Source organism: Enterobacter cloacae complex sp. 394F7, from assembly GCF_057320385.1.
The window spans coordinates 258835-279135 of the sequence record NZ_JBXWCS010000003.1 but is presented as its reverse complement, the minus strand read 5'-3'; the positions used below and the strand labels follow the sequence as shown (position 1 = coordinate 279135).

The following is a 20301-nucleotide window of genomic DNA, read 5'->3' as shown; positions in this document are numbered from 1 at the left end:
GTTGTCGGAGGAGTAATTTCATGATGATACGTGAGCAGATAGAAGATAAATTAAGGGCAGCGTTCAACCCTGTGTTCCTCGAAGTCGTCGACGAAAGCTATCGTCATAACGTGCCGGCAGGTTCTGAAAGCCACTTCAAAGTGGTTCTGGTTAGCGATCGCTTCACGGGAGAACGTTTCCTGAACCGACACCGCTTGATCTACAGCACCTTGACGGAAGAACTCTCCACAACCGTACATGCGCTGGCATTGCATACCTACACCATTAAGGAGTGGGAAGGCTTGCAGGATACGGTTTTTGCATCCCCGCCTTGTCGCGGTGCAGGCACCATCGCCTGATAAATCGGATTTGCAACCGCTGGAGTTTTTCCAGTATGTTGCTTACAGATTTCCTCAAAACGGCCTTCGGGCCGTTTTGTTTTGTCTGAGTTTTGAGCGGATGGTGCGATTTTAAGGCTAAAAATAGCCTTAAAGTGTGAAAAAAGCCGCAGCAACATGCCCCAACCGTTCTCGACTCACCTAAGTGATGCCGCTATAATGCCGCGTCTTATTGAATGTCTTCGGGATGATTCTGGCGACAGGGAATGTGAATCTGCACTAAGAGAGCATCCCGGTAAAACAGACAGATTCAGAGTTGACCGAGCACTGTGATTTTTTTGAGGTAACAAGATGCAAGTTTCAGTTGAAACCACTCAAGGCCTTGGCCGCCGTGTAACGATTACTATCGCTGCTGACAGCATCGAAACTGCTGTGAAAAGCGAGCTGGTCAACGTAGCAAAAAAAGTACGTATTGACGGCTTCCGTAAGGGCAAAGTACCAATGAATGTTGTTGCTCAGCGTTATGGCGCTTCCGTGCGTCAGGATGTGCTGGGTGAACTGATGAGCCGCAACTTTATCGATGCGATCATCAAAGAAAAGATCAATCCGGCCGGTGCGCCGAACTACGTTCCAGGCGAATACAAACTGGGCGAAGACTTCACCTACTCTGTAGAGTTCGAAGTGTATCCGGAAGTAGAACTGAAAGGTCTGGAATCTATCGAAGTTGAAAAACCGATTGTTTCCGTGACCGACGAAGATGTTGACGGCATGCTGGATACCCTGCGTAAGCAGCAGGCTAACTGGAAAGAGAAAGAAGGCGCTGTTGACGCTGAAGACCGCGTCACCATCGACTTCACCGGTTCTGTAGACGGCGAAGAGTTCGAGGGCGGCAAAGCGACTGACTTCGTACTGGCAATGGGTCAGGGTCGTATGATCCCGGGCTTCGAAGACGGTATCAAAGGCCACAAAGCGGGCGAAGAGTTCACCATCGATGTGACCTTCCCTGAAGAGTACCACGCTGAAAACCTGAAAGGTAAAGCAGCGAAGTTCGTCATCAACCTGAAGAAAGTGGAAGAGCGCGAACTGCCAGAACTGACTGAAGAATTCATCAAGCGTTTCGGCGTGGAAGATGGTTCTGTTGCCGGTCTGCGTACTGAAGTACGTAAAAACATGGAACGCGAGCTGAACGGCGCTGTGCGTAACCGTGTGAAATCTCAGGCTATCGAAGGCCTGGTGAAGGCGAACGAAATTGACGTTCCAGCTGCGCTGATCGACAGCGAAATCGACGTACTGCGTCGTCAGGCTGCACAGCGTTTCGGTGGCAACCAGCAGCAAGCGATGGAACTGCCACGCGAGCTGTTCGAAGAGCAGGCAAAACGCCGCGTTGTTGTTGGTCTGCTGCTGGGCGAAGTGATTCGTACCCACGAGCTGAAAGCTGACGAAGAGCGTGTGAAAGGTCTGATCGAAGAGATGGCTTCTGCATACGAAGATCCATCAGAAGTTATCGAGTTCTACGGTAAGAACAAAGAGCTGATGGACAACATGCGCAATGTTGCCCTGGAAGAGCAGGCTGTTGAAGCGGTACTGGCGAAAGCGAAAGTGACCGAAAAAGCGACCTCTTTCAACGAACTGATGAACCAGCAGGCGTAATTTCGCCCCGAAGGTTTAAAGTTTGAACAAAAACCCGTTGCCTTCCGGCAACGGGTTTTTTTTATCGCACCAATAGCCCAGGAAGGGTGCTAAAACGCCCTTTCGGTGTTAGCGTAACAACAAAAGGTTGTTATGCTTGAAATAGGGCAATGTAAACCCCATAAGTGTGTAATCAGATGAATGAGACTGGCTGATAATCCGTCCGTAAGGTTACAATCAGTACAGCAGGTGTTTTCAATTTTGATCCAGGAGACGGAAATGTCATACAGTGGCGAACGAGATAACTTTGCACCCCATATGGCTCTGGTGCCAATGGTTATTGAACAGACCTCACGTGGTGAGCGTTCTTTTGATATCTATTCCCGTCTGCTCAAGGAACGCGTTATCTTTCTGACCGGCCAGGTGGAAGACCACATGGCGAACCTGATCGTGGCGCAGATGCTGTTTCTGGAAGCGGAAAACCCGGAAAAAGACATTTACCTGTACATTAACTCCCCAGGCGGCGTGATTACGGCAGGTATGTCCATTTATGACACCATGCAATTCATCAAGCCTGATGTGAGCACTATCTGTATGGGTCAGGCAGCATCTATGGGTGCCTTCCTGTTAACCGCAGGGGCAAAAGGCAAACGTTTCTGCCTGCCGAATTCCCGTGTGATGATTCACCAGCCGCTGGGTGGTTACCAGGGGCAGGCGACGGATATCGAAATCCACGCCCGCGAAATTCTGAAAGTAAAAGCGCGCATGAATGAACTTATGGCGCAGCATACGGGTCAATCTCTTGAGCAGATCGAGCGCGATACCGAGCGCGATCGCTTCCTCTCTGCTTCAGAGGCAGTTGAGTACGGCTTAGTCGACTCCATTTTGACCCATCGTAATTGATGCCCGCGACGCGAGTGTGCCGCTATACTAAGGTAAAGCGGCACTCTGCTTGAGAGCAGCTTGCGTCTGAAAATGGCATTTGCGTCGTCATGTGCGGCACAAAGAACTTAAAAAGAGGTTTGGACTCATGACAGATAAACGCAAAGATGGTTCGGGCAAACTGCTGTACTGCTCTTTTTGCGGCAAAAGCCAGCATGAAGTGCGTAAACTGATTGCCGGGCCGTCCGTGTATATCTGCGACGAATGTGTTGATTTATGTAATGACATCATTCGCGAAGAGATTAAAGAAGTAGCGCCTCACCGCGAGCGTAGCGCGCTGCCGACACCGCATGAAATTCGTCATCATCTGGACGACTATGTCATCGGTCAGGAGCAGGCTAAGAAAGTGCTGGCGGTAGCGGTATATAACCACTACAAACGCCTGCGTAACGGTGATACCAGCAATGGCGTAGAGCTGGGTAAAAGTAACATTCTGCTGATCGGCCCAACCGGTTCCGGTAAAACGCTGCTGGCTGAAACGCTCGCACGCCTGCTGGATGTGCCGTTCACCATGGCGGATGCCACCACCCTGACCGAAGCCGGTTACGTGGGTGAAGATGTGGAAAACATCATCCAGAAACTGCTGCAGAAGTGCGATTACGACGTACAGAAAGCCCAGCGCGGGATCGTCTATATCGATGAGATCGACAAGATCTCCCGTAAATCAGACAACCCGTCTATCACCCGTGACGTATCAGGGGAAGGTGTACAGCAGGCATTACTGAAGCTGATCGAAGGGACCGTTGCCGCAGTGCCCCCGCAGGGTGGCCGTAAACATCCGCAGCAGGAGTTCCTGCAGGTTGATACCTCCAAGATCCTGTTCATCTGTGGCGGTGCTTTCGCCGGTCTGGATAAAGTTATCTCCCACCGTGTTGAAACCGGCTCCGGCATTGGTTTTGGCGCAACGGTGAAGGCCAAATCCGAGAAAGCGAACGAAGGCGAACTGCTGTCTCAGGTTGAACCAGAAGATCTGATCAAGTTTGGTCTGATCCCAGAATTCATCGGGCGTCTGCCGGTTGTGGCTACGCTGAATGAACTGAGTGAAGAAGCCCTGATCCAGATCCTGAAAGAGCCGAAAAACGCGCTGACCAAGCAGTATCAGGCGCTGTTTAACCTGGAAGGTGTTGAGCTGGAATTCCGTGATGAAGCGCTGGATGCGATTGCGAAGAAAGCGATGATCCGTAAAACCGGTGCCCGTGGTCTGCGTTCCATCGTTGAAGCGGCGCTGCTTGATACCATGTACGACCTGCCTTCCATGGAAGATGTCGAAAAAGTGGTTATCGACGAGTCCGTTATCGGTGGTCAAAGCAAGCCGCTGCTGATTTACGGGAAACCGGAAGCGCAGCAGGCATCTGGCGAATAATTCACCAAATCATACAAGCAGTTAATCAAAAAGGGGGGATTTTATCTCCCCTTTACTTTTTCCGTATTCATGGCGTTGAATGTGTGGGAAACATCCCCATATACTGGATTACATGTTAATGGTTGTGTGAAGCACAGTTACATGACCAGTTTACCTGGCGGACACTAAACTAAGAGAGAGCTCTATGAATCCTGAGCGTTCTGAACGCATTGAAATCCCCGTATTGCCGTTGCGCGATGTGGTGGTTTATCCGCACATGGTCATACCCTTATTTGTAGGGCGGGAAAAATCTATCCGTTGCCTCGAAGCCGCCATGGATCATGATAAAAAAATCATGTTGGTTGCGCAGAAGGAAGCTTCGACGGATGAGCCGGGTGTAAACGATCTTTTCACCGTCGGGACCGTGGCCTCTATTTTGCAGATGCTGAAGCTGCCTGACGGCACCGTTAAGGTGCTGGTAGAAGGCCTGCAGCGTGCGCGTATTACCACCCTGTCTGACAATGGCGAACATTTCTCTGCCAAGGCAGAGTACCTTGATTCGCCTCAGCTTGATGAGCGTGAGCAGGAAGTGCTGGTGCGCACCGCGATTAGCCAGTTTGAAGGCTATATCAAGCTGAACAAGAAAATCCCACCAGAAGTGCTGACGTCGCTGAACAGCATCGACGATCCCGCACGTCTGGCGGACACCATCGCAGCGCATATGCCGCTGAAGCTGGCGGACAAACAGTCCGTGCTGGAGATGTCCGACGTTAATGAACGTCTGGAATATCTGATGGCGATGATGGAGTCTGAAATCGATCTGCTGCAGGTTGAGAAGCGTATTCGCAACCGCGTGAAAAAGCAGATGGAAAAATCGCAGCGTGAGTACTATCTGAATGAGCAAATGAAAGCCATTCAGAAAGAACTCGGCGAGATGGACGACGCGCCGGACGAAAACGAAGCGCTGAAGCGTAAGATCGACGCGGCAAAAATGCCGAAAGAGGCCAAAGAGAAAGCGGAAGCTGAACTGCAGAAGCTGAAAATGATGTCTCCGATGTCGGCTGAAGCGACGGTGGTGCGTGGCTACATCGAGTGGATGGTTCAGGTGCCGTGGAACGCCCGCAGCAAGGTCAAAAAAGACCTGCGTCAGGCGCAGGAGATCCTGGATACCGACCACTACGGCCTGGAGCGTGTTAAAGACCGCATCCTTGAGTACCTCGCGGTACAAAGCCGTGTAAACAAACTGAAAGGCCCAATCCTCTGTCTGGTTGGACCGCCAGGGGTAGGTAAAACCTCTCTGGGTCAGTCCATTGCGAAAGCGACCGGACGTAAATATATCCGTATGGCGCTGGGTGGCGTACGCGACGAAGCGGAAATCCGCGGCCACCGTCGTACCTACATCGGTTCTATGCCGGGTAAATTGATCCAGAAGATGGCGAAAGTTGGGGTTAAAAACCCACTGTTCCTGCTCGATGAGATCGACAAAATGTCGTCGGATATGCGTGGCGATCCGGCCTCGGCTCTGCTGGAAGTGCTTGATCCAGAACAGAACGTGGCGTTCAGCGATCACTACCTGGAAGTGGACTACGATCTGAGCGATGTGATGTTCGTGGCAACCTCCAACTCCATGAACATTCCGGCTCCGCTGCTGGATCGTATGGAAGTGATCCGTCTGTCTGGTTATACCGAAGACGAGAAGCTAAATATTGCGAAGCAGCATCTGCTGCCAAAACAGATTGAGCGTAATGCACTGAAAGCCAACGAACTGACCGTAGAAGACAGCGCGATTATCGGCATCATTCGCTACTACACTCGCGAAGCGGGCGTGCGTAGCCTTGAGCGTGAAATCTCGAAACTGTGCCGTAAGGCGGTGAAACAGCTGCTGCTGGATAAGAGCCTGAAGCACATCACCATTAACGGCGACAATCTGCATGCCTATCTGGGCGTTCAGCGTTTCGACTATGGTCGTGCGGACAACGAAAACCGCGTGGGTCAGGTCACCGGTCTGGCATGGACGGAAGTGGGCGGCGATCTGCTGACCATCGAAACCGCCTGTGTGCCAGGTAAAGGTAAGCTGACCTACACCGGTTCTTTGGGTGAAGTCATGCAGGAGTCCATCCAGGCGGCCTTGACCGTGGTTCGCGCACGTGCGGAGAAACTGGGGATCAACCCGGATTTCTACGAAAAACGCGACATTCACGTTCACGTCCCGGAAGGGGCAACGCCGAAAGATGGCCCAAGCGCCGGTATCGCGATGTGTACCGCGCTGGTCTCCTGTCTCACAGGGAACCCGGTGCGTGCTGATGTCGCAATGACCGGTGAAATTACCCTGCGTGGTCAGGTTCTGCCAATTGGTGGGTTAAAAGAAAAACTGCTGGCGGCACATCGTGGTGGGATCAAAACCGTATTGATTCCTTACGAAAATAAACGCGATCTGGAAGAGATTCCGGACAACGTGATTGCCGATCTGCAGATCCATCCTGTTAAGCGAATTGAGGAGGTTCTTACTCTCGCATTGCAGAATGAACCCTCCGGAATGCAGGTTGTGACCGCAAAATAGTGACCTCGCGCAAAGAGCGTCAATAAAAACAAGGCTGGTAAGTCATTTCGCACTTGCCAGCCTTTTTTTGTATAGCTAATTTAGATTGCTGATTAGGTCAGCCATCAACAACGGGTGTTGTAAGGTCATGGCAGGCCTGATATAACTGCTGCGCGGTCGCGTTGTGAAGGATTCAGGCGCGATATAAATTATAAAGAGAGGAAGAGAACAGTGAATAAATCTCAACTGATTGACAAAATTGCTGCTGGTGCTGATATTTCTAAAGCTGCAGCTGGACGTGCGTTAGATGCATTAATTGCTTCTGTTACTGAATCTCTGCAGGCTGGGGACGACGTTGCACTGGTAGGCTTCGGTACTTTTGCTGTTAAAGAGCGTGCTGCCCGTACTGGCCGCAACCCTCAGACCGGTAAAGAGATCACCATTGCTGCCGCTAAAGTGCCGGGTTTCCGTGCAGGTAAAGCGCTGAAAGACGCAGTAAACTGATTGCTTTCCCGTTTCAGGGAAGCTGAAAAGTACAAGGGCGCATCATTTGATGTGCCTTTTTTATTTGTCCAGACCTGATTTGTGCGAGTTTATGCGAGTTGTGGGCTGACAATCGCCCCGTTTTCTTGTCACAATACGCCTTTACGCGCGACGGTCAGGATTTTCCGTTAGCGTCAGGTAACCAGTCACCTACAGCGGAGTGTTGTTACACCATGATGGACAGCTTACGCACGGCTGCTAACAGTCTCGTGCTCAAGATTATTTTCGGTATCATTATCGTGTCGTTCATATTGACCGGCGTGAGCAGTTACCTTATCGGCGGTGGCGCAAACTATGCCGCAAAAGTGAACGGCCAGGAAATCAGCCGCGGTCAGTTCGAGAACGCGTTTGCCGGTGAACGTAACCGTATGCAGCAACAGCTGGGCGACCAATTCTCTGAGCTGGCTGCGAACGAAGGATACATGAAAACCCTGCGCCAGCAGACGCTGAACCGCCTGATTGACGAAGCGCTCCTCGATCAATATGCCAAAAAACTGGGTCTGGGTATCAGCGACGAGCAGGTTAAAAAAGCCATCTTCTCGACTCAGGCTTTCCAGTCTAACGGCAAGTTCGACAACGCTCGCTATAACAGCATTGTGAATCAGATGGGCATGACGGCCGATCAATACGCGCAGGCGCTGCGTAACCAGCTGACGACGCAACAGCTCATCAACGCGGTGGTTGGTACTGATTTCATGCTTAAAGGTGAAACTGACGAACTGGCAGCCCTGGTGGCACAGCAGCGTGTTGTGCGTCAGGCGACCATCGATGTGAATGCGCTCGCGGCGAAGCAGCAGGTGAGCGACGCAGAGGTTAACGCCTGGTACGAGCAGAATAAAAACAGCTTTGTTGCACCTGAGCAGTTCCGCGTGAGCTATATCAAACTGGATGCTGCTGCGTTGCAGGAAACCGCGACTGATGCAGAAATCCAGTCTTACTACGATCAGCATCAGGATCAGTTCACTCAGCCGCAGCGTAACCGCTACAGCGTGATTCAGACCAAAACCGAAGCCGATGCCAAAGCGGTGCTGGATGAGCTGAACAAAGGCGCAGATTTCGCCACCGTTGCGAAAGCAAAATCCACCGACATCATCTCTGCCAAAAATGGCGGCGATATGGGCTGGCTGGAAGCGGCGACTACGCCGGATGAGCTGAAAAATGCCGGTCTGAAAGACAAGGGTCAGCTGTCGGGTGTGATTAAATCGTCCGTTGGTTTCCTGGTTGCGCGTCTGGATGATATCGAAGCCGCTAAAACCAAACCTCTGGCTGAGGTGCGTGATGATATCGCCGCCAAAGTGAAGCAGGAAAAAGCGCTTGATGCGTACTATGCTCTGCAGCAGAAAGTGAGCGATGCGGCGAGCAACGACAACGAATCTCTGGCCGGTGCAGAGCAGGCTGCTGGCGTGAAAGCGGTTGAGACCGGCTGGTTTGGCCGAGACAACCTGCCGGAAGAGCTGAACTTCAAACCGGTTTCGGATGCCATCTTCAACGGTGGTCTGGTGGGCGAGAACGGTACGCCGGGCAGCAACTCCGATATCATTACCGTTGACGGTGACCGTGCGTTTGTTCTGCGCGTGAGCGAGCACAAGCCTGAAGCGGTAAAACCGCTGGCGGAAGTGAAAGATCAGGTTGTGGCGCAGGTTAAACATAGCAAAGCGGAACAGCAGGCAAAACTGGATGCTGAGAAGATCCTGGCTGACCTGAAAGCCGGTAAAGAAGACGCCCTGAAAGCGGCGGGTCTGAGCTTCGGTGACGCGAAAACGCTGAGCCGTACCGGTCAGGACCCAATCAGCCAGGCTGTGTTTGGTCTGAGCCTGCCAGCGAAAGACAAACCGAGCTTCGGGACAACAACCGACATGCAGGGGAACGTTGTTCTGCTGGCGCTGGATGAAGTGAAAGCCGGCACCATGCCAGAAGCGCAAAAGAAAGCAATGGTTCAGGGTATCACCCAGAACAATGCCCAGATTGCTTTCGAAGCGATGATGAGCAACCTGCGTAAAGAAGCCAAAATCAAGCTGGGCGATGCCATCACTCAGCAGCAATAATTACGTATCTGCTCGCAGATTTTCGTAACGCTCTGCAAACCCTGAAGGCCGCTTTCGCGGCCTTTTCCATTTCTGTAAATGCATATTTGAGCCTCCTTTGGCTGACGGCTATGGTGACATGGCTGTCAACAAACAAGGAGATAACAGCATGAAATGTGGAATCAAAGCACTGCTAATCACACTGGCTATTGCCACTACCGGAATGAGCGCAGGCGCACTGGCGGCGTCCCCCGCAGCCAAAACGCAGTCTGTACAGAGCAAAACTGACCCCGCTGCACAGGCATCTGCCCAAACTAAAGCCGCTGAACCTGGCAAAAGCACAGAGGACGACGGTACACGCGTCAGCATCAATACGGCCTCGGCTGAAGATCTCGCCCGCGTGATGAACGGCGTAGGGCTCAAAAAAGCGCAGGCTATCGTCAGCTACCGTGAAGAGTACGGCCCGTTTAAAACGGTTGACGACCTCAGGCAGGTTCCGGGGATGGGCAGTTCACTGGTTGAGCGCAACCTCTCACACCTGACGTTGTAATTTCAGTTTTACTTGCACAGCAGCAAAAGTTTGCCAGGATAAAGAGGTCATACCAGTCTTGACCTCTTATCCTATAACAACAGTAAAGGCTATTGCGCTATGCAGACAAAAATCAAAGTACGCGGTTTTCATCTTGATGTTTACCAGCACGTGAATAATGCCCGCTATCTCGAATTTCTGGAAGAGGCGCGCTGGGACGGGCTGGAAAACAGCGAAAGCTTCCAATGGCTGACCGCGCACAACATTGCGTTCGTGGTCGTCAACATCAATATCAACTACCGTCGCCCGGCCGTGCTGGGGGATGTGCTTACAGTGACCAGCCAGGTGCAACAGCTAAACGGGAAGAGCGGCGTGCTCAGTCAGGTCGTGACGCTGGATCCGGAAGGGCAGGTGGTAGCCGATGCGCAGATCACCTTCGTTTGTATCGATCTGAAAACGCAGAAAGCACTGCCGCTGGAAGGGGAGTTGCGGGAAAAGCTGGAGTTGATGATCGTGTGATTTTTTGTCTTTTATAAAAGACAAAGTGTTTTTCCAGGGATAGAATAATGGACAGGGACTATGTTGTTGAGCGTTATCGGACCCGTGACGGCAAAGTGCCGCTTGAGGAGTGGATAACCAGGATGCGTAGAAAGGATCCGGAGACCGTTTTACGGATCCTTATGCGTATTAACCGTGCAATAAAGCATAATTTTGGTGATTACAAATACCTTAGAGAAGGTGTTTGGGAGATGCGAATTGATAGTGGTCCCGGTTACAGGATCTATTTTGCCGTAGAGCATCAGAGGGTCTTGTTGTTACTCATCGGTGGTGACAAGAAGAGTCAAAAACAAGATGTTAAACAGGCGGTAGATTTCTTGAAAGATCATCTATCTAAAGGAAAAACAGATGAGCACTTCTAAACGACACTATTCAAGTTCTGTTAACCATCACGATGCGGTTGTAAAAATGCTTCGTGAAAACCCTTCCTACGCTCAACTTTACCTGCAAATAGCACTGGAAGAAATTTATGAGGATCAGGGGATCCCTGCCTATCTCATTGCACTCCGCCAGGTCATCGAATCCCGCGGCGGCATAGGTGAAATTGCTGCCAAAGCAGGTCTTTCCCGTCAGCAGCTATACCGAACCTTGTCTGATAATGGCAACCCAACACTGACGACGCTAATGAAAGTCACGCGTGCTGCCGGTGTAAAACTGTTCGACAGCACGGTCAAATAACCCTATTTCAGCCCGGTTTTTTTCTGCATTGCGGCCATCACACTGGCTTTATCTGCCAGGTAGTGATTCAAGCCATTGGCACGCAGGTTACAGGCGGCGCATTGGCCGCATCCGTCGCCCTTAATGCCGTTGTAGCAGGTCAGGGTTTCGCTGCGAACCAAATCCAACTTGCCCCAGTAGTCCGCCAGTGCCCAGGTTTCCGTTTTATCAAGCCACATGAGCGGCGTTTCAAAGCGCGTCTCCTTGGCCATCCCCAGATTTACCGCGTGATTGAGCGCTTTCACAAACTCGTCGCGGCAGTCCGGGTAACCGGAGAAGTCGGTTTCGCAAACGCCGGTGATCACCGCTTCGGCTTGCACCTGGTAGGCGTAGATGGCCGTCAGGGTCAGAAAAAGAATATTACGGCCCGGCACAAAGGTATTGGGAATACCGCTGGCGTCAGGTGTGTAATCAGGAACAGGAATACTGTCGCGAGTGAGGCTGCTGACGGCCAGTTCGTTTAACAGCGTGACGTCCAGCACCTTATGCGCGCGTGCGCCCAGTTTCAGTGCCAGTTCGCGGGCAACGTCGATTTCAGCGCGATGGCGCTGGCCATAATCGAAAGTGACACAATGCACTTCATCGTACTGGTGAAGCGCCTGAACCAGGCAGGTAGTGGAATCTTGTCCTCCGCTGAACACGACGACGGCACGTTTCATAAATCATCTCGACAGTTACGGTAAAAACATTATGTTACCGTCTGACTTCGGCGACGACCAGCTTCTTCACGACCGGGGGGCTGGAAGCCAGGCTTCAGTGAAATCAAACCAGCCACGGGTATTCAGTCGTATTCCGTTTACTCCCGGTGGCGCGCTAATTTGATACTGGTAGTTAAACAGGGGCGTCAGCACCGCATTATCCATCAGCCGGGTAAAGATGGCTCTCAGGCCAGCGTGTCTTGCCTGCTCATCGGCCTGAGTCTGAACGGCATCCAGCGTGGCTTGCAGATGCGCAACTTGCGGCGCGCTTAGCAGATGCGGCCAGAGGGTATCGCACCGAAGCCACTGTTCAAGTGTATACTCCGGCGCTTCGCCAATCAGCCTGTCTCCCATCATCATGTCCGCATCGGCAAGCTGCGGACATCCGTCCCACGTCTTCGCATCGTGAAAGATAACGGTCAGTTCGCAGCCCTGCTGCGCAAGATACTGTTTTAGCTGGTTTGCCATGGTGTGTAACTCAACGGGCAAATGGTAGACGAGGGTTAACGCTGCCGGTAAAGGAACGTGCGTTAAATCCGGCCACTGGGGAATAGGCAGGCCTGGAAGCAGCTCTTCTGTTGGTGTAATCAACCCTTCGTTCAGCGGGAGCGTATGCAGCAGCGTTGAGAGATGGATGATATTGATAAGCCGTCGTGCCTGCAGTGCATTCATCCGGTCGCTCTGTTTCAGGGTGAGATAACAGAAGCCCAGGCTGGTGCTGTTACTTACCAGCCGCAGGCTCTCCAGTTCATCAGGCTCGCCAATGGCAATCTGCACCGGATGACGACAGCTGGTCCCCAGTCCGTAATCAAATAGCGTCGGCGTGATCCAGTATTCAATCGCCTTGATCAGCGGGTGGCTAAGATGGTACTGCTCGTGGCTTTCCAGACGCACCAGCTCGGAATCAAACACGCTCAGCCTGAAAGGGCCGCTGCCCGTCATGGGCTGGTCAGGGTGGGCCAGACGGCTACAGTAGGTCGCCAGACGATGGGGCAACCAGTAGTCCGGTTGATGCAGGGTAAACGTCAGGCACTGCGGGTGAGTGACCTCGATATCTAATACGCTCTGGAACAGTTTGCGCAGGGCTGGCAGCATAAGCAGGGCCTTCAGGCTCCGCTGTAACTGCGCTGTCTCGATTTTGTCGCCATTATGCCAGTGCAGGGTCGAGCGGATATAAAAATGCCAGCGCAGGCCGCCATCCGTGACTTCCCAGTGATGGGCAAGATCGCCCGTCGGTTCGCTGCTGTTGCCGTTAAAGCGCGTCAGCCCGGAGAAAACCTGGCCTGCCAGGTGCTGCTCCGCCCGGCCGGGTAAAAAGCCAGGCAGCAGCGCATCCAGTGAGCGGTAATAGGGAATGCGCAGCGTCGGCGTATCGTTTTGCCACTGTCCGCCCAAAAAGGGATGCAGCAACTCCCGCAACTCTTCTGGCGCAAGCTGGGCCAGCTCCAGGGCGTTATGCTGCTGGCCATGCTTCAGCGCTTCTTCCATCATCGTATTGCGCAGTGATTCCGGGCTGACATAAAACCTGAGCTCGCCGCGCTTGCCACGACCAGACTGTGCATGCCAGTTCAGCCAGCCAGCCTCCTGCGCCTGACGCAGCAGGGTGCGAACATGCCGCTCGCTGCAAAAACAGCGGCTGGCGAGCTCCGCAATGGTGACCTGCTGCGGTGCCCCTTCGGAAGGCTGCCACAGGCGCTGATACTGTTTGAGGCGGTTGAGCTGGCGCATAATAAACCCGGAACAATAATTCTCATCTATTCACTATTACTTCCGTATATCTCACGCAATACTGATGCACAAGTTAATCGCATCACATTTCGGGAGTTATGATGGCTCGGCTCGCTGCATTTGATATGGACGGCACGTTGTTAATGCCGGATCACCGTTTAGGGGAGAAAACCCTGAACACCCTTAAGCGCCTGCGTGAGCGTGATGTAACCCTGACGTTTGCCACTGGCCGTCATGTGCTGGAGATGCGCCATCTGCTGGGCGCATTTTCCCTGGATGCATTTCTGATTACCGGCAACGGAACACGAATTCATTCGGTCGAAGGGGAGGTGCTGCACCGTCAGGATCTCAACCCGGAAGTGGCGGATATTGTGCTGCACAGTACCTGGGATACCCAGGCCAGCGTTCATGTCTTTAACGATAACGGCTGGTTTACCGGTCGTGAAATCCCTCAACTTCTCCATGCGCATGTCTACAGCGGTTTTCGCTATCAGCTGATGGATCTGCGCCGCATCCCTGCCCACGCGGTGACCAAGATCTGTTTTTGTGGCGATCACGACGATCTCTGCCGCTTACGTATTCAGTTGAATGAGGCGTTAGGCGACCGGGCCCATCTGACCTTTTCGGCGGTGGATTGTCTGGAAGTGTTGCCGGTGGGGTGTAATAAAGGTTCTGCCCTGGCGGTTTTGAGCGACCACCTGGGCTTGACGTTGCAGGAGTGTATGGCGTTTGGTGACGCCATGAACGACCGCGAGATGCTGGGCAGCGTCGGGCGCGGTTTGATTATGGGGAATGCTATGCCGCAGCTGATCTCTGCGCTTCCTCATCTGCCAGTTATCGGACACTGCCGTAATGAAGCGGTGTCCCATTTTTTAACACATTGGCTGGACAACAACACCCTCCCATATTCCCCCGAATAGTGAGACCCTTCCAGCAAGCCAGACTTCGGTCTGGCTTTTTTTTATTTCACCAGTTGTGCAATTTGCGCTTGCCACGGCGCAATATCGCCGATGTTTGCCTGCACCCACTCCGCGTTGTAATAGGTTTCCAGGTAGCGCTCTCCGCTGTCGCACAACAGCGTGACGATAGAGCCCGTGCGGCCCTCTTCACGCATGCGTGCTGCCAGCTGCAGCGCACCCCACATATTGGTACCGGTAGAGGCACCCACCTTGCGGCCCAACTGCGTCTCCAGCCAGTGGGCCGTCGCGACGCTGGCGGCATCCGGTACGCGGAGCATTTCATCCACCACATCAGGAATGAACGACGGCTCAACGCGCGGGCGGCCAATCCCTTCAATTTTACTGCCCACCGGGCTGCGCAGCTCGGCATTGCGGCTTTGCCAGTAGTCGAGGAATACCGAGTTTTGCGGATCAACCACCATCAGTTGCGTATCGTAGCCCTGACAGCGGATATAGCGGCCAATGGTGGCCGAGGTTCCGCCCGTACCGGCGCTCATGACGATATATGACGGAACCGGATGAGGCTCATGAGTCATCTGGCGGAAAATACTGTCCGCTATATTGTTATTGCCACGCCAGTCGGTTGCACGCTCGGCGAAGGTGAACTGGTCCATATAGTGGCCGTTCAGCTCACGGGCCAGCATTTCCGAGGCGGCGTAAATTTCGCAGGCGCTTTCTACAAAGTGGCAGCGTCCGCCATAAAATTCGATCTGTTCGATTTTGCGTTTCGCGGTGCAGGAGGGCATGACAGCGATAAACGGCAGGCCCAGCAGACGGGCGAAATAGGCTTCGGAGACGGCGGTTGAACCGGATGACGATTCAATAATTGTCGTGCCTTCTTTAATCCAGCCGTTACACAAGCCATACAGGAACAGCGAACGCGCCAGACGATGCTTCAGGCTGCCCGTAGGATGGGTGCTTTCATCTTTCAGATACAGCTGAATCCCCGCAAACCCCGGCAGGGCGAGGCGGATTAAATGGGTGTCGGCCGAGCGCTGGTAGTCGGCATTGATTTCGCTGATGGCATGTTTAACCCAGTTGCTATTCATCGTAATTATCCGTTTGTCATTTTGTGCCCAGCATAGCGAAAAGCACAGAAAAAATTGTTGCTATCTGGCCTTTAAAATAGAATGAAGGGAGAAAAATTTTCTCTGTGAGGTGGGTATGCTAGATAAAATTGACCGCAAGCTGCTTTCATTGCTGCAAAGTGACTGCACCCTCTCTTTGCAGGCGCTGGCAGATGCCGTTAATCTGACCACCACACCGTGCTGGAAGCGCCTCAAGAAGCTGGAAGATGACGGCATTCTGCTGGGGCGTGTCGCGTTATTAGATCCCGAAAAACTGGGGCTGGGCCTGACGGCCTTTGTCCTGATAAAAACGCAGCACCACAGCAGCGAATGGTATTGCCGCTTCGTAAACCAGGTCTCTGACATGCCGGAGGTCCTCGGCTTCTGGCGTATGGCCGGGGAGTACGATTATCTGATGCGTGTCCAGGTGGCAGACATGAAGCGCTATGATGATTTCTACAAGCGGCTGGTGAATAGCGTACCGGGCTTGTCGGACGTCACCTCAAGCTTCGCCATGGAACAGATTAAATACACCACAGCGTTACCCATTGAATAACTCCATAAAATACCTTCAGGAACAAACCGCGTGCGATTATTTGCCCAACTAAGCTGGTACTTTCGTCGGGAGTGGCAGCGCTACCTCGGCGCAGTTCTCCTGCTTATCATCATTGCCATTTTGCAGCTGATCCCGCCGAAGGTGGTGGGCTACGTCGTGGATGGCGTTACGGAACAGCATTACACCACCGCACGGGTGTTGATGTGGGTTGGCACGCTGGTGCTGACGGCCGTCATCGTCTATTTGCTGCGTTACGTCTGGCGCGTGCTGCTATTTGGCGCGTCCTATCAGCTGGCCGTTGAGCTGCGCGAGGATTTTTACCGTCAGCTGAGCCGCCAGCACCCCGAGTTTTACCTGCGCCATCGTACCGGGGATCTCATCGCCCGCGCCACCAACGACGTCGATCGCGTGGTGTTCGCCGCCGGGGAAGGGGTGTTAACGCTGGTGGATTCGCTGGTGATGGGCTGCGCGGTTCTGATTGTGATGTCCACTCAGATTAGCTGGCAACTTACCCTGCTGGCATTGCTGCCGATGCCGCTGATGGCGCTGGCGATCAACCGTTATGGCGAACAACTGCACGAGCGTTTCAAGCTGGCGCAGGCGGCGTTTTCGTCGCTAAACGATCGCACGCAGGAGAGTATGACCAGTATCCGCATGATCAAAGCCTTTGGTCTGGAGGATCGGCAATCTGCCCTGTTTGCGGCCGATGCCGCAGACACCGGCGCAAAAAACATGCGCGTTGCGCGTATTGATGCGCGCTTTGATCCGACCATCTATATCGCTATTGGCATGGCCAACCTGTTGGCCGTCGGTGGCGGGAGCTGGATGGTGGTGCAGGGCACCTTGACCCTGGGGCAGTTAACCAGTTTTGCCATGTACCTGGGGCTGATGATTTGGCCGATGCTGGCGCTGGCCTGGATGTTTAACATCGTGGAGCGCGGCAGTGCCGCCTATAGCCGCATTCGCGCCATGCTGTCTGAAGCGCCAGTGGTCAACGACGGTACCGAACCGGTACCGGAAGGGCGTGGGGTGATGAACGTCGACATCCGTACGTTTGTTTATCCGCAGACGGAACATCCGGTGCTGGAAAACGTCAGCTTTACGCTGCAACCGGGGCAAATGCTCGGGATCTGTGGCCCGACGGGATCCGGTAAAAGTACCGTTCTTTCGCTGCTCCAGCGTCACTTTGATGTCACGCTGGGGGACATTCGTTTCCACAATCTTCCTCTCACGACACTGCAACTAGACGACTGGCGTCGCCGTTTGGCCGTGGTCAGCCAGACGCCGTTTCTCTTTTCTGACACTGTGGCGAACAACATAGCCCTTGGCTGTCCGTCGGCCACGCAGGAAGAGATTGAGCATGTGGCGCGCTTAGCCAGCGTACATGACGATATTTTGCGTCTGCCGCAGGGGTATGAAACGGAGGTGGGTGAACGTGGCGTTATGCTCTCTGGCGGGCAAAAACAGCGAATTTCCATTGCCCGTGCGCTGCTGCTCAATGCTGAAATCCTGATCCTGGATGATGCGCTTTCTGCTGTGGATGGTCGAACCGAGCACCAGATCCTGCATAACCTTCGCCAGTGGAGCGACGGACGGACGGTGATCATCAGTGCCCACCGTTTGTCAGCGCTGACGGAAGCCAGTGAAATTCTGGTGTTGCAGCACGGGCACATTGCCCAGCGCGGGCAGCATGACCAGCTTGCGGAGCAACCGGGCTGGTATCGCGATATGTATCGCTATCAGCAGCTTGAAGCGGCACTCGACGATGCCCCGGAACAGGAAGAGGAGGACGCTAATGCGTAAATCAAAAACGCAGTGGCCGACGCTAAAACGCCTGCTGGCCTACGGTTCACCATGGCGAAAACCCCTTGCTCTTGCTGTCGTGCTGCTGTGGATTGCGGCGATTGCAGAAGTGAGCGGTCCGCTGCTCATCAGTTATTTCATCGACAATATGGTTGCGAAAAGCTATTTGCCGCTGGGGCTGGTGGCGGGGTTAGGCGTGGCCTATGTGGGGCTACAGCTGGCAGCGGCTGGCCTGCACTATGCGCAGTCGCTGCTCTTTAACCGGGCGGCGGTGGGTGTGGTTCAGAAGCTGCGTACCGACGTTATGGATGCTGCGCTGCGCCAGCCGCTGAGCGAGTTTGATATCCAGCCGGTCGGGCAGGTGATTTCGCGGGTGACCAACGATACCGAGGTGATCCGCGATCTGTACGTGACGGTCGTGGCGACCGTGCTGCGCAGTGCCGCGCTGATTGGCGCCATGCTGGTAGCGATGTTCAGCCTTGACTGGCGCATGGCGCTGGTGGCGATCGCGATTTTCCCGGCGGTGCTGATTGTGATGGTGATCTATCAGCGCTACAGCACACCTATTGTACGTCGGGTGCGGACCTACCTGGCCGATATTAACGATGGCTTCAACGAAGTGATCAACGGCATGAGCGTCATCCAGCAGTTCCGCCAGCAGGCTCGCTTTGGCGAGCGCATGGGCGAAGCCAGCCGTTCGCACTATATGGCGCGTATGCAGACGCTGCGCCTTGATGGTTTCCTGCTGCGTCCGCTGCTGAGCCTCTTCTCGGCACTGGTGCTTTGCGGCCTGCTGATGCTCTTTGGCCTGAGTCCGGGCGGAACGATTGAAGTGGGGGTTCTGTATGCTTTTATCAGCTATCTGGGACGCCTGAACGAGCCGCTGATTGAACTCACAACCCAACAATCCATGTTGCAGCAGGCGGTGGTTGCCGGCGAGCGCGTCTTTGAACTGATGGACAGACCGCGTCAGACCTATGGTGAGGATACAGCACCGCTGCAAAGCGGGGCGATTACGTTTGACCATGTCTCGTTTGCCTACCGTGAAGACAGGCTGGTGTTGCAGGACATCAATCTTGATGTGCCGTCGCGCGGCTTTGTGGCGCTGGTGGGGCATACCGGCAGCGGCAAGAGTACGCTTGCAAGCCTGTTGATGGGCTACTACCCGTTAACGAAAGGCGAAATTCGTCTGGATGGACGTCCGCTGGCGTCGCTCAGCCACAGCGTATTGCGTAAAGGTGTAGCGATGGTGCAGCAAGATCCGGTTGTGCTGGCCGATACCTTTTACGCCAACGTGACCCTGGGGCGTGATTATACCGAGGAGCAGGTCTGGGCCGTGCTGGAAAAAGTGCAGCTCGCGGAGCTGGCACGCGGATTCAGCGACGGAATCAACACCCGGCTGGGCGAGCAGGGGAATAATCTTTCTGTCGGGCAAAAACAGCTTCTGGCGCTGGCGCGTGTGCTGATTGAAACGCCACAGGTGCTGATTCTGGATGAAGCGACGGCCAGCATCGACTCCGGTACTGAACAGGCTATCCAGCAGGCACTGGCCGCCGTGCGCGACCACACGACGCTGGTGGTTATCGCGCACCGTCTTTCAACGATTGTCGACGCAGATACCATTCTGGTGCTGCATCGCGGACAGGCCGTTGAACGCGGTACGCACCGGGCGCTCCTGGAGGCGAAAGGCCGCTACTGGCAGATGTATCAGCTGCAACTGGCGGGTGAAGAGCTGGCGGCCAGCGTCCGTGAGGAAGAGTCGCTTAGCGCCTGATGCACCAAAAACAGGCAACGTGCTAACAGTCACCGCTGTTGGTGCAAAACCGAAACGCGCCATGCACTGCCATGGTGCGTTTTTTTTCACCTGTTGACCATGAATGGTCTTTTAACGCGCATTGCGCCGCTTTTCCCTTCCGTTTTCATTTCTGGCACACCCCTTGCAATGTCTCCTGCGTGTTAGCTGCGGCCATTACCGAATTCTGACTGGAGGGGATCTATGAAGCTGGTTACGGTGGTAATCAAACCATTCAAACTCGAAGACGTGCGTGAAGCGTTGTCTTCAATGGGTATTCAGGGACTGACTGTCACCGAAGTGAAAGGCTTCGGTCGTCAGAAGGGTCATGCCGAGCTTTATCGCGGGGCGGAATACAGCGTTAACTTCCTGCCAAAAGTAAAAATTGATGTCGCGATTGCTGATGACCAGCTTGATGAAGTCATCGATGTGATCAGCAAAGCGGCCTATACCGGCAAAATTGGCGACGGCAAAATTTTCGTTGCCGAACTGCAGCGCGTCATTCGCATCCGTACCGGCGAATCTGACGAAGCGGCACTGTAAGTAACTCCTGGCACA

Annotated in this window: 19 protein-coding genes; 16 read left to right on the top strand and 3 right to left on the bottom strand. The window is 53.7% G+C overall.

The features are described from left to right. Positions 1-20 precede the first annotated feature (20 nt). The 11 genes from bolA to AC2FAK_RS06135 all read left to right on the top strand — a co-directional run bounded on the left by bolA (position 21) and on the right by AC2FAK_RS06135 (position 11101). The gene (gene bolA, locus AC2FAK_RS06185; RefSeq protein ID WP_013095855.1) at positions 21-338 is read left to right on the top strand and encodes a transcriptional regulator BolA; all 318 of its coding nucleotides are present in this window, start codon (positions 21-23) and stop codon (positions 336-338) included. Positions 339-668: 330 nt separating this feature from the next. Beyond that, positions 669-1967 carry a trigger factor gene (tig, locus tag AC2FAK_RS06180; RefSeq protein WP_013095856.1) on the top strand — a complete coding sequence of 433 codons (1299 nt, stop codon included), beginning with the start codon at positions 669-671 and terminating at the stop codon, positions 1965-1967. A 258-nt stretch (positions 1968-2225) separates the two neighbouring features. Further along, entirely contained in the window at positions 2226-2849 is a 624-nt protein-coding gene (clpP, locus tag AC2FAK_RS06175; protein WP_013095857.1) for an ATP-dependent Clp endopeptidase proteolytic subunit ClpP, read from the top strand. A 127-nt stretch (positions 2850-2976) separates the two neighbouring features. Next, a complete protein-coding gene (gene clpX, locus AC2FAK_RS06170) occupies positions 2977-4251 on the top strand; it encodes an ATP-dependent protease ATP-binding subunit ClpX (RefSeq protein WP_013095858.1) in 1275 nt (424 codons plus the stop codon). A 184-nt stretch (positions 4252-4435) separates the two neighbouring features. Then, positions 4436-6790, top strand: coding sequence for an endopeptidase La (gene lon, locus AC2FAK_RS06165; RefSeq protein ID WP_013095859.1), 2355 nt, complete (start codon positions 4436-4438; stop codon positions 6788-6790). Positions 6791-7000: 210 nt separating this feature from the next. Continuing rightward, positions 7001-7273: a nucleoid-associated protein HU-beta gene (gene hupB / locus AC2FAK_RS06160; RefSeq protein ID WP_002444653.1), complete on the top strand. Its 273-nt coding sequence runs from the start codon at positions 7001-7003 to the stop codon at positions 7271-7273. Positions 7274-7485: 212 nt separating this feature from the next. Then, the gene (gene ppiD / locus AC2FAK_RS06155; RefSeq protein WP_038418799.1) at positions 7486-9357 is read left to right on the top strand and encodes a peptidylprolyl isomerase; all 1872 of its coding nucleotides are present in this window, start codon (positions 7486-7488) and stop codon (positions 9355-9357) included. A 148-nt stretch (positions 9358-9505) separates the two neighbouring features. Next, positions 9506-9886 carry a helix-hairpin-helix domain-containing protein gene (locus AC2FAK_RS06150; RefSeq protein ID WP_028028047.1) on the top strand — a complete coding sequence of 127 codons (381 nt, stop codon included), beginning with the start codon at positions 9506-9508 and terminating at the stop codon, positions 9884-9886. A 99-nt stretch (positions 9887-9985) separates the two neighbouring features. Further along, complete coding sequence (locus AC2FAK_RS06145) at positions 9986-10384, top strand: YbgC/FadM family acyl-CoA thioesterase (protein WP_095454711.1); 399 nt, start codon at positions 9986-9988, stop codon at positions 10382-10384. A 47-nt stretch (positions 10385-10431) separates the two neighbouring features. After that, positions 10432-10785, top strand: coding sequence for a type II toxin-antitoxin system RelE/ParE family toxin (locus tag AC2FAK_RS06140; RefSeq protein ID WP_095454710.1), 354 nt, complete (start codon positions 10432-10434; stop codon positions 10783-10785). Beyond that, positions 10772-11101, top strand: a complete 330-nt coding sequence (locus AC2FAK_RS06135) for an addiction module antidote protein (RefSeq protein ID WP_013095863.1) — start codon at positions 10772-10774, stop codon at positions 11099-11101. Before AC2FAK_RS06140 ends, AC2FAK_RS06135 begins: the two co-directional genes overlap by 14 nt. 2 nt (positions 11102-11103) lie before the next feature. Here AC2FAK_RS06135 and queC read toward each other — a convergent pair whose 3' ends face one another. After that, a complete protein-coding gene (gene queC, locus AC2FAK_RS06130; RefSeq protein WP_095454709.1) occupies positions 11104-11799 on the bottom strand; it encodes a 7-cyano-7-deazaguanine synthase QueC in 696 nt (231 codons plus the stop codon). Between the two features lie 66 nt (positions 11800-11865). Further along, a complete protein-coding gene (locus tag AC2FAK_RS06125; RefSeq protein WP_095454708.1) occupies positions 11866-13566 on the bottom strand; it encodes an SgrR family transcriptional regulator in 1701 nt (566 codons plus the stop codon). Positions 13567-13667: 101 nt separating this feature from the next. Between AC2FAK_RS06125 and cof the strand changes: the two genes are divergently transcribed. Continuing rightward, on the top strand, positions 13668-14486 hold the full coding sequence (gene cof, locus AC2FAK_RS06120; RefSeq protein WP_038418803.1) for an HMP-PP phosphatase: 819 nt from the start codon (positions 13668-13670) through the stop codon (positions 14484-14486). A gap of 41 nt (positions 14487-14527) precedes the next feature. On the opposite strand, the gene AC2FAK_RS06115 is transcribed toward cof, so the two are convergent. Next, the gene (locus tag AC2FAK_RS06115; RefSeq protein ID WP_058678437.1) at positions 14528-15574 is read right to left on the bottom strand and encodes a PLP-dependent cysteine synthase family protein; all 1047 of its coding nucleotides are present in this window, start codon (positions 15572-15574) and stop codon (positions 14528-14530) included. 115 nt (positions 15575-15689) lie between these two features. Between AC2FAK_RS06115 and AC2FAK_RS06110 the strand changes: the two genes are divergently transcribed. The 4 genes from AC2FAK_RS06110 to glnK all read left to right on the top strand — a co-directional run bounded on the left by AC2FAK_RS06110 (position 15690) and on the right by glnK (position 20286). Then, complete coding sequence (locus AC2FAK_RS06110) at positions 15690-16148, top strand: Lrp/AsnC family transcriptional regulator (RefSeq protein WP_020686133.1); 459 nt, start codon at positions 15690-15692, stop codon at positions 16146-16148. Positions 16149-16178: 30 nt separating this feature from the next. Continuing rightward, a complete protein-coding gene (locus AC2FAK_RS06105; RefSeq protein WP_095452984.1) occupies positions 16179-17951 on the top strand; it encodes a SmdA family multidrug ABC transporter permease/ATP-binding protein in 1773 nt (590 codons plus the stop codon). Further along, complete coding sequence (locus AC2FAK_RS06100; RefSeq protein ID WP_013095870.1) at positions 17944-19725, top strand: SmdB family multidrug efflux ABC transporter permease/ATP-binding protein; 1782 nt, start codon at positions 17944-17946, stop codon at positions 19723-19725. Before AC2FAK_RS06105 ends, AC2FAK_RS06100 begins: the two co-directional genes overlap by 8 nt. A 222-nt stretch (positions 19726-19947) precedes the next feature. Further along, complete coding sequence (glnK, locus tag AC2FAK_RS06095; RefSeq protein WP_008503304.1) at positions 19948-20286, top strand: P-II family nitrogen regulator; 339 nt, start codon at positions 19948-19950, stop codon at positions 20284-20286. Positions 20287-20301: the final 15 nt, after the last annotated feature.

Bases quoted from the DNA above. Each gene is read 5' to 3' on its own strand.
- bolA (WP_013095855.1), top strand. From the start codon at position 21: ATGATGATACGTGAGCAGATAGAAGATAAATTAAGGGCAGCGTTCAAC.
- tig (WP_013095856.1), top strand. From the start codon at position 669: ATGCAAGTTTCAGTTGAAACCACTCAAGGCCTTGGCCGCCGTGTAACG.
- clpP (WP_013095857.1), top strand. From the start codon at position 2,226: ATGTCATACAGTGGCGAACGAGATAACTTTGCACCCCATATGGCTCTG.
- clpX (WP_013095858.1), top strand. From the start codon at position 2,977: ATGACAGATAAACGCAAAGATGGTTCGGGCAAACTGCTGTACTGCTCT.
- lon (WP_013095859.1), top strand. From the start codon at position 4,436: ATGAATCCTGAGCGTTCTGAACGCATTGAAATCCCCGTATTGCCGTTG.
- ppiD (WP_038418799.1), top strand. From the start codon at position 7,486: ATGATGGACAGCTTACGCACGGCTGCTAACAGTCTCGTGCTCAAGATT.
- AC2FAK_RS06150 (WP_028028047.1), top strand. From the start codon at position 9,506: ATGAAATGTGGAATCAAAGCACTGCTAATCACACTGGCTATTGCCACT.
- AC2FAK_RS06145 (WP_095454711.1), top strand. From the start codon at position 9,986: ATGCAGACAAAAATCAAAGTACGCGGTTTTCATCTTGATGTTTACCAG.
- AC2FAK_RS06140 (WP_095454710.1), top strand. From the start codon at position 10,432: ATGGACAGGGACTATGTTGTTGAGCGTTATCGGACCCGTGACGGCAAA.
- AC2FAK_RS06135 (WP_013095863.1), top strand. From the start codon at position 10,772: ATGAGCACTTCTAAACGACACTATTCAAGTTCTGTTAACCATCACGAT.
- queC (WP_095454709.1), bottom strand. From the start codon at position 11,799: ATGAAACGTGCCGTCGTCGTGTTCAGCGGAGGACAAGATTCCACTACC.
- AC2FAK_RS06125 (WP_095454708.1), bottom strand. From the start codon at position 13,566: ATGCGCCAGCTCAACCGCCTCAAACAGTATCAGCGCCTGTGGCAGCCT.
- cof (WP_038418803.1), top strand. From the start codon at position 13,668: ATGGCTCGGCTCGCTGCATTTGATATGGACGGCACGTTGTTAATGCCG.
- AC2FAK_RS06115 (WP_058678437.1), bottom strand. From the start codon at position 15,574: ATGAATAGCAACTGGGTTAAACATGCCATCAGCGAAATCAATGCCGAC.
- AC2FAK_RS06110 (WP_020686133.1), top strand. From the start codon at position 15,690: ATGCTAGATAAAATTGACCGCAAGCTGCTTTCATTGCTGCAAAGTGAC.
- AC2FAK_RS06100 (WP_013095870.1), top strand. From the start codon at position 17,944: ATGCGTAAATCAAAAACGCAGTGGCCGACGCTAAAACGCCTGCTGGCC.
- glnK (WP_008503304.1), top strand. From the start codon at position 19,948: ATGAAGCTGGTTACGGTGGTAATCAAACCATTCAAACTCGAAGACGTG.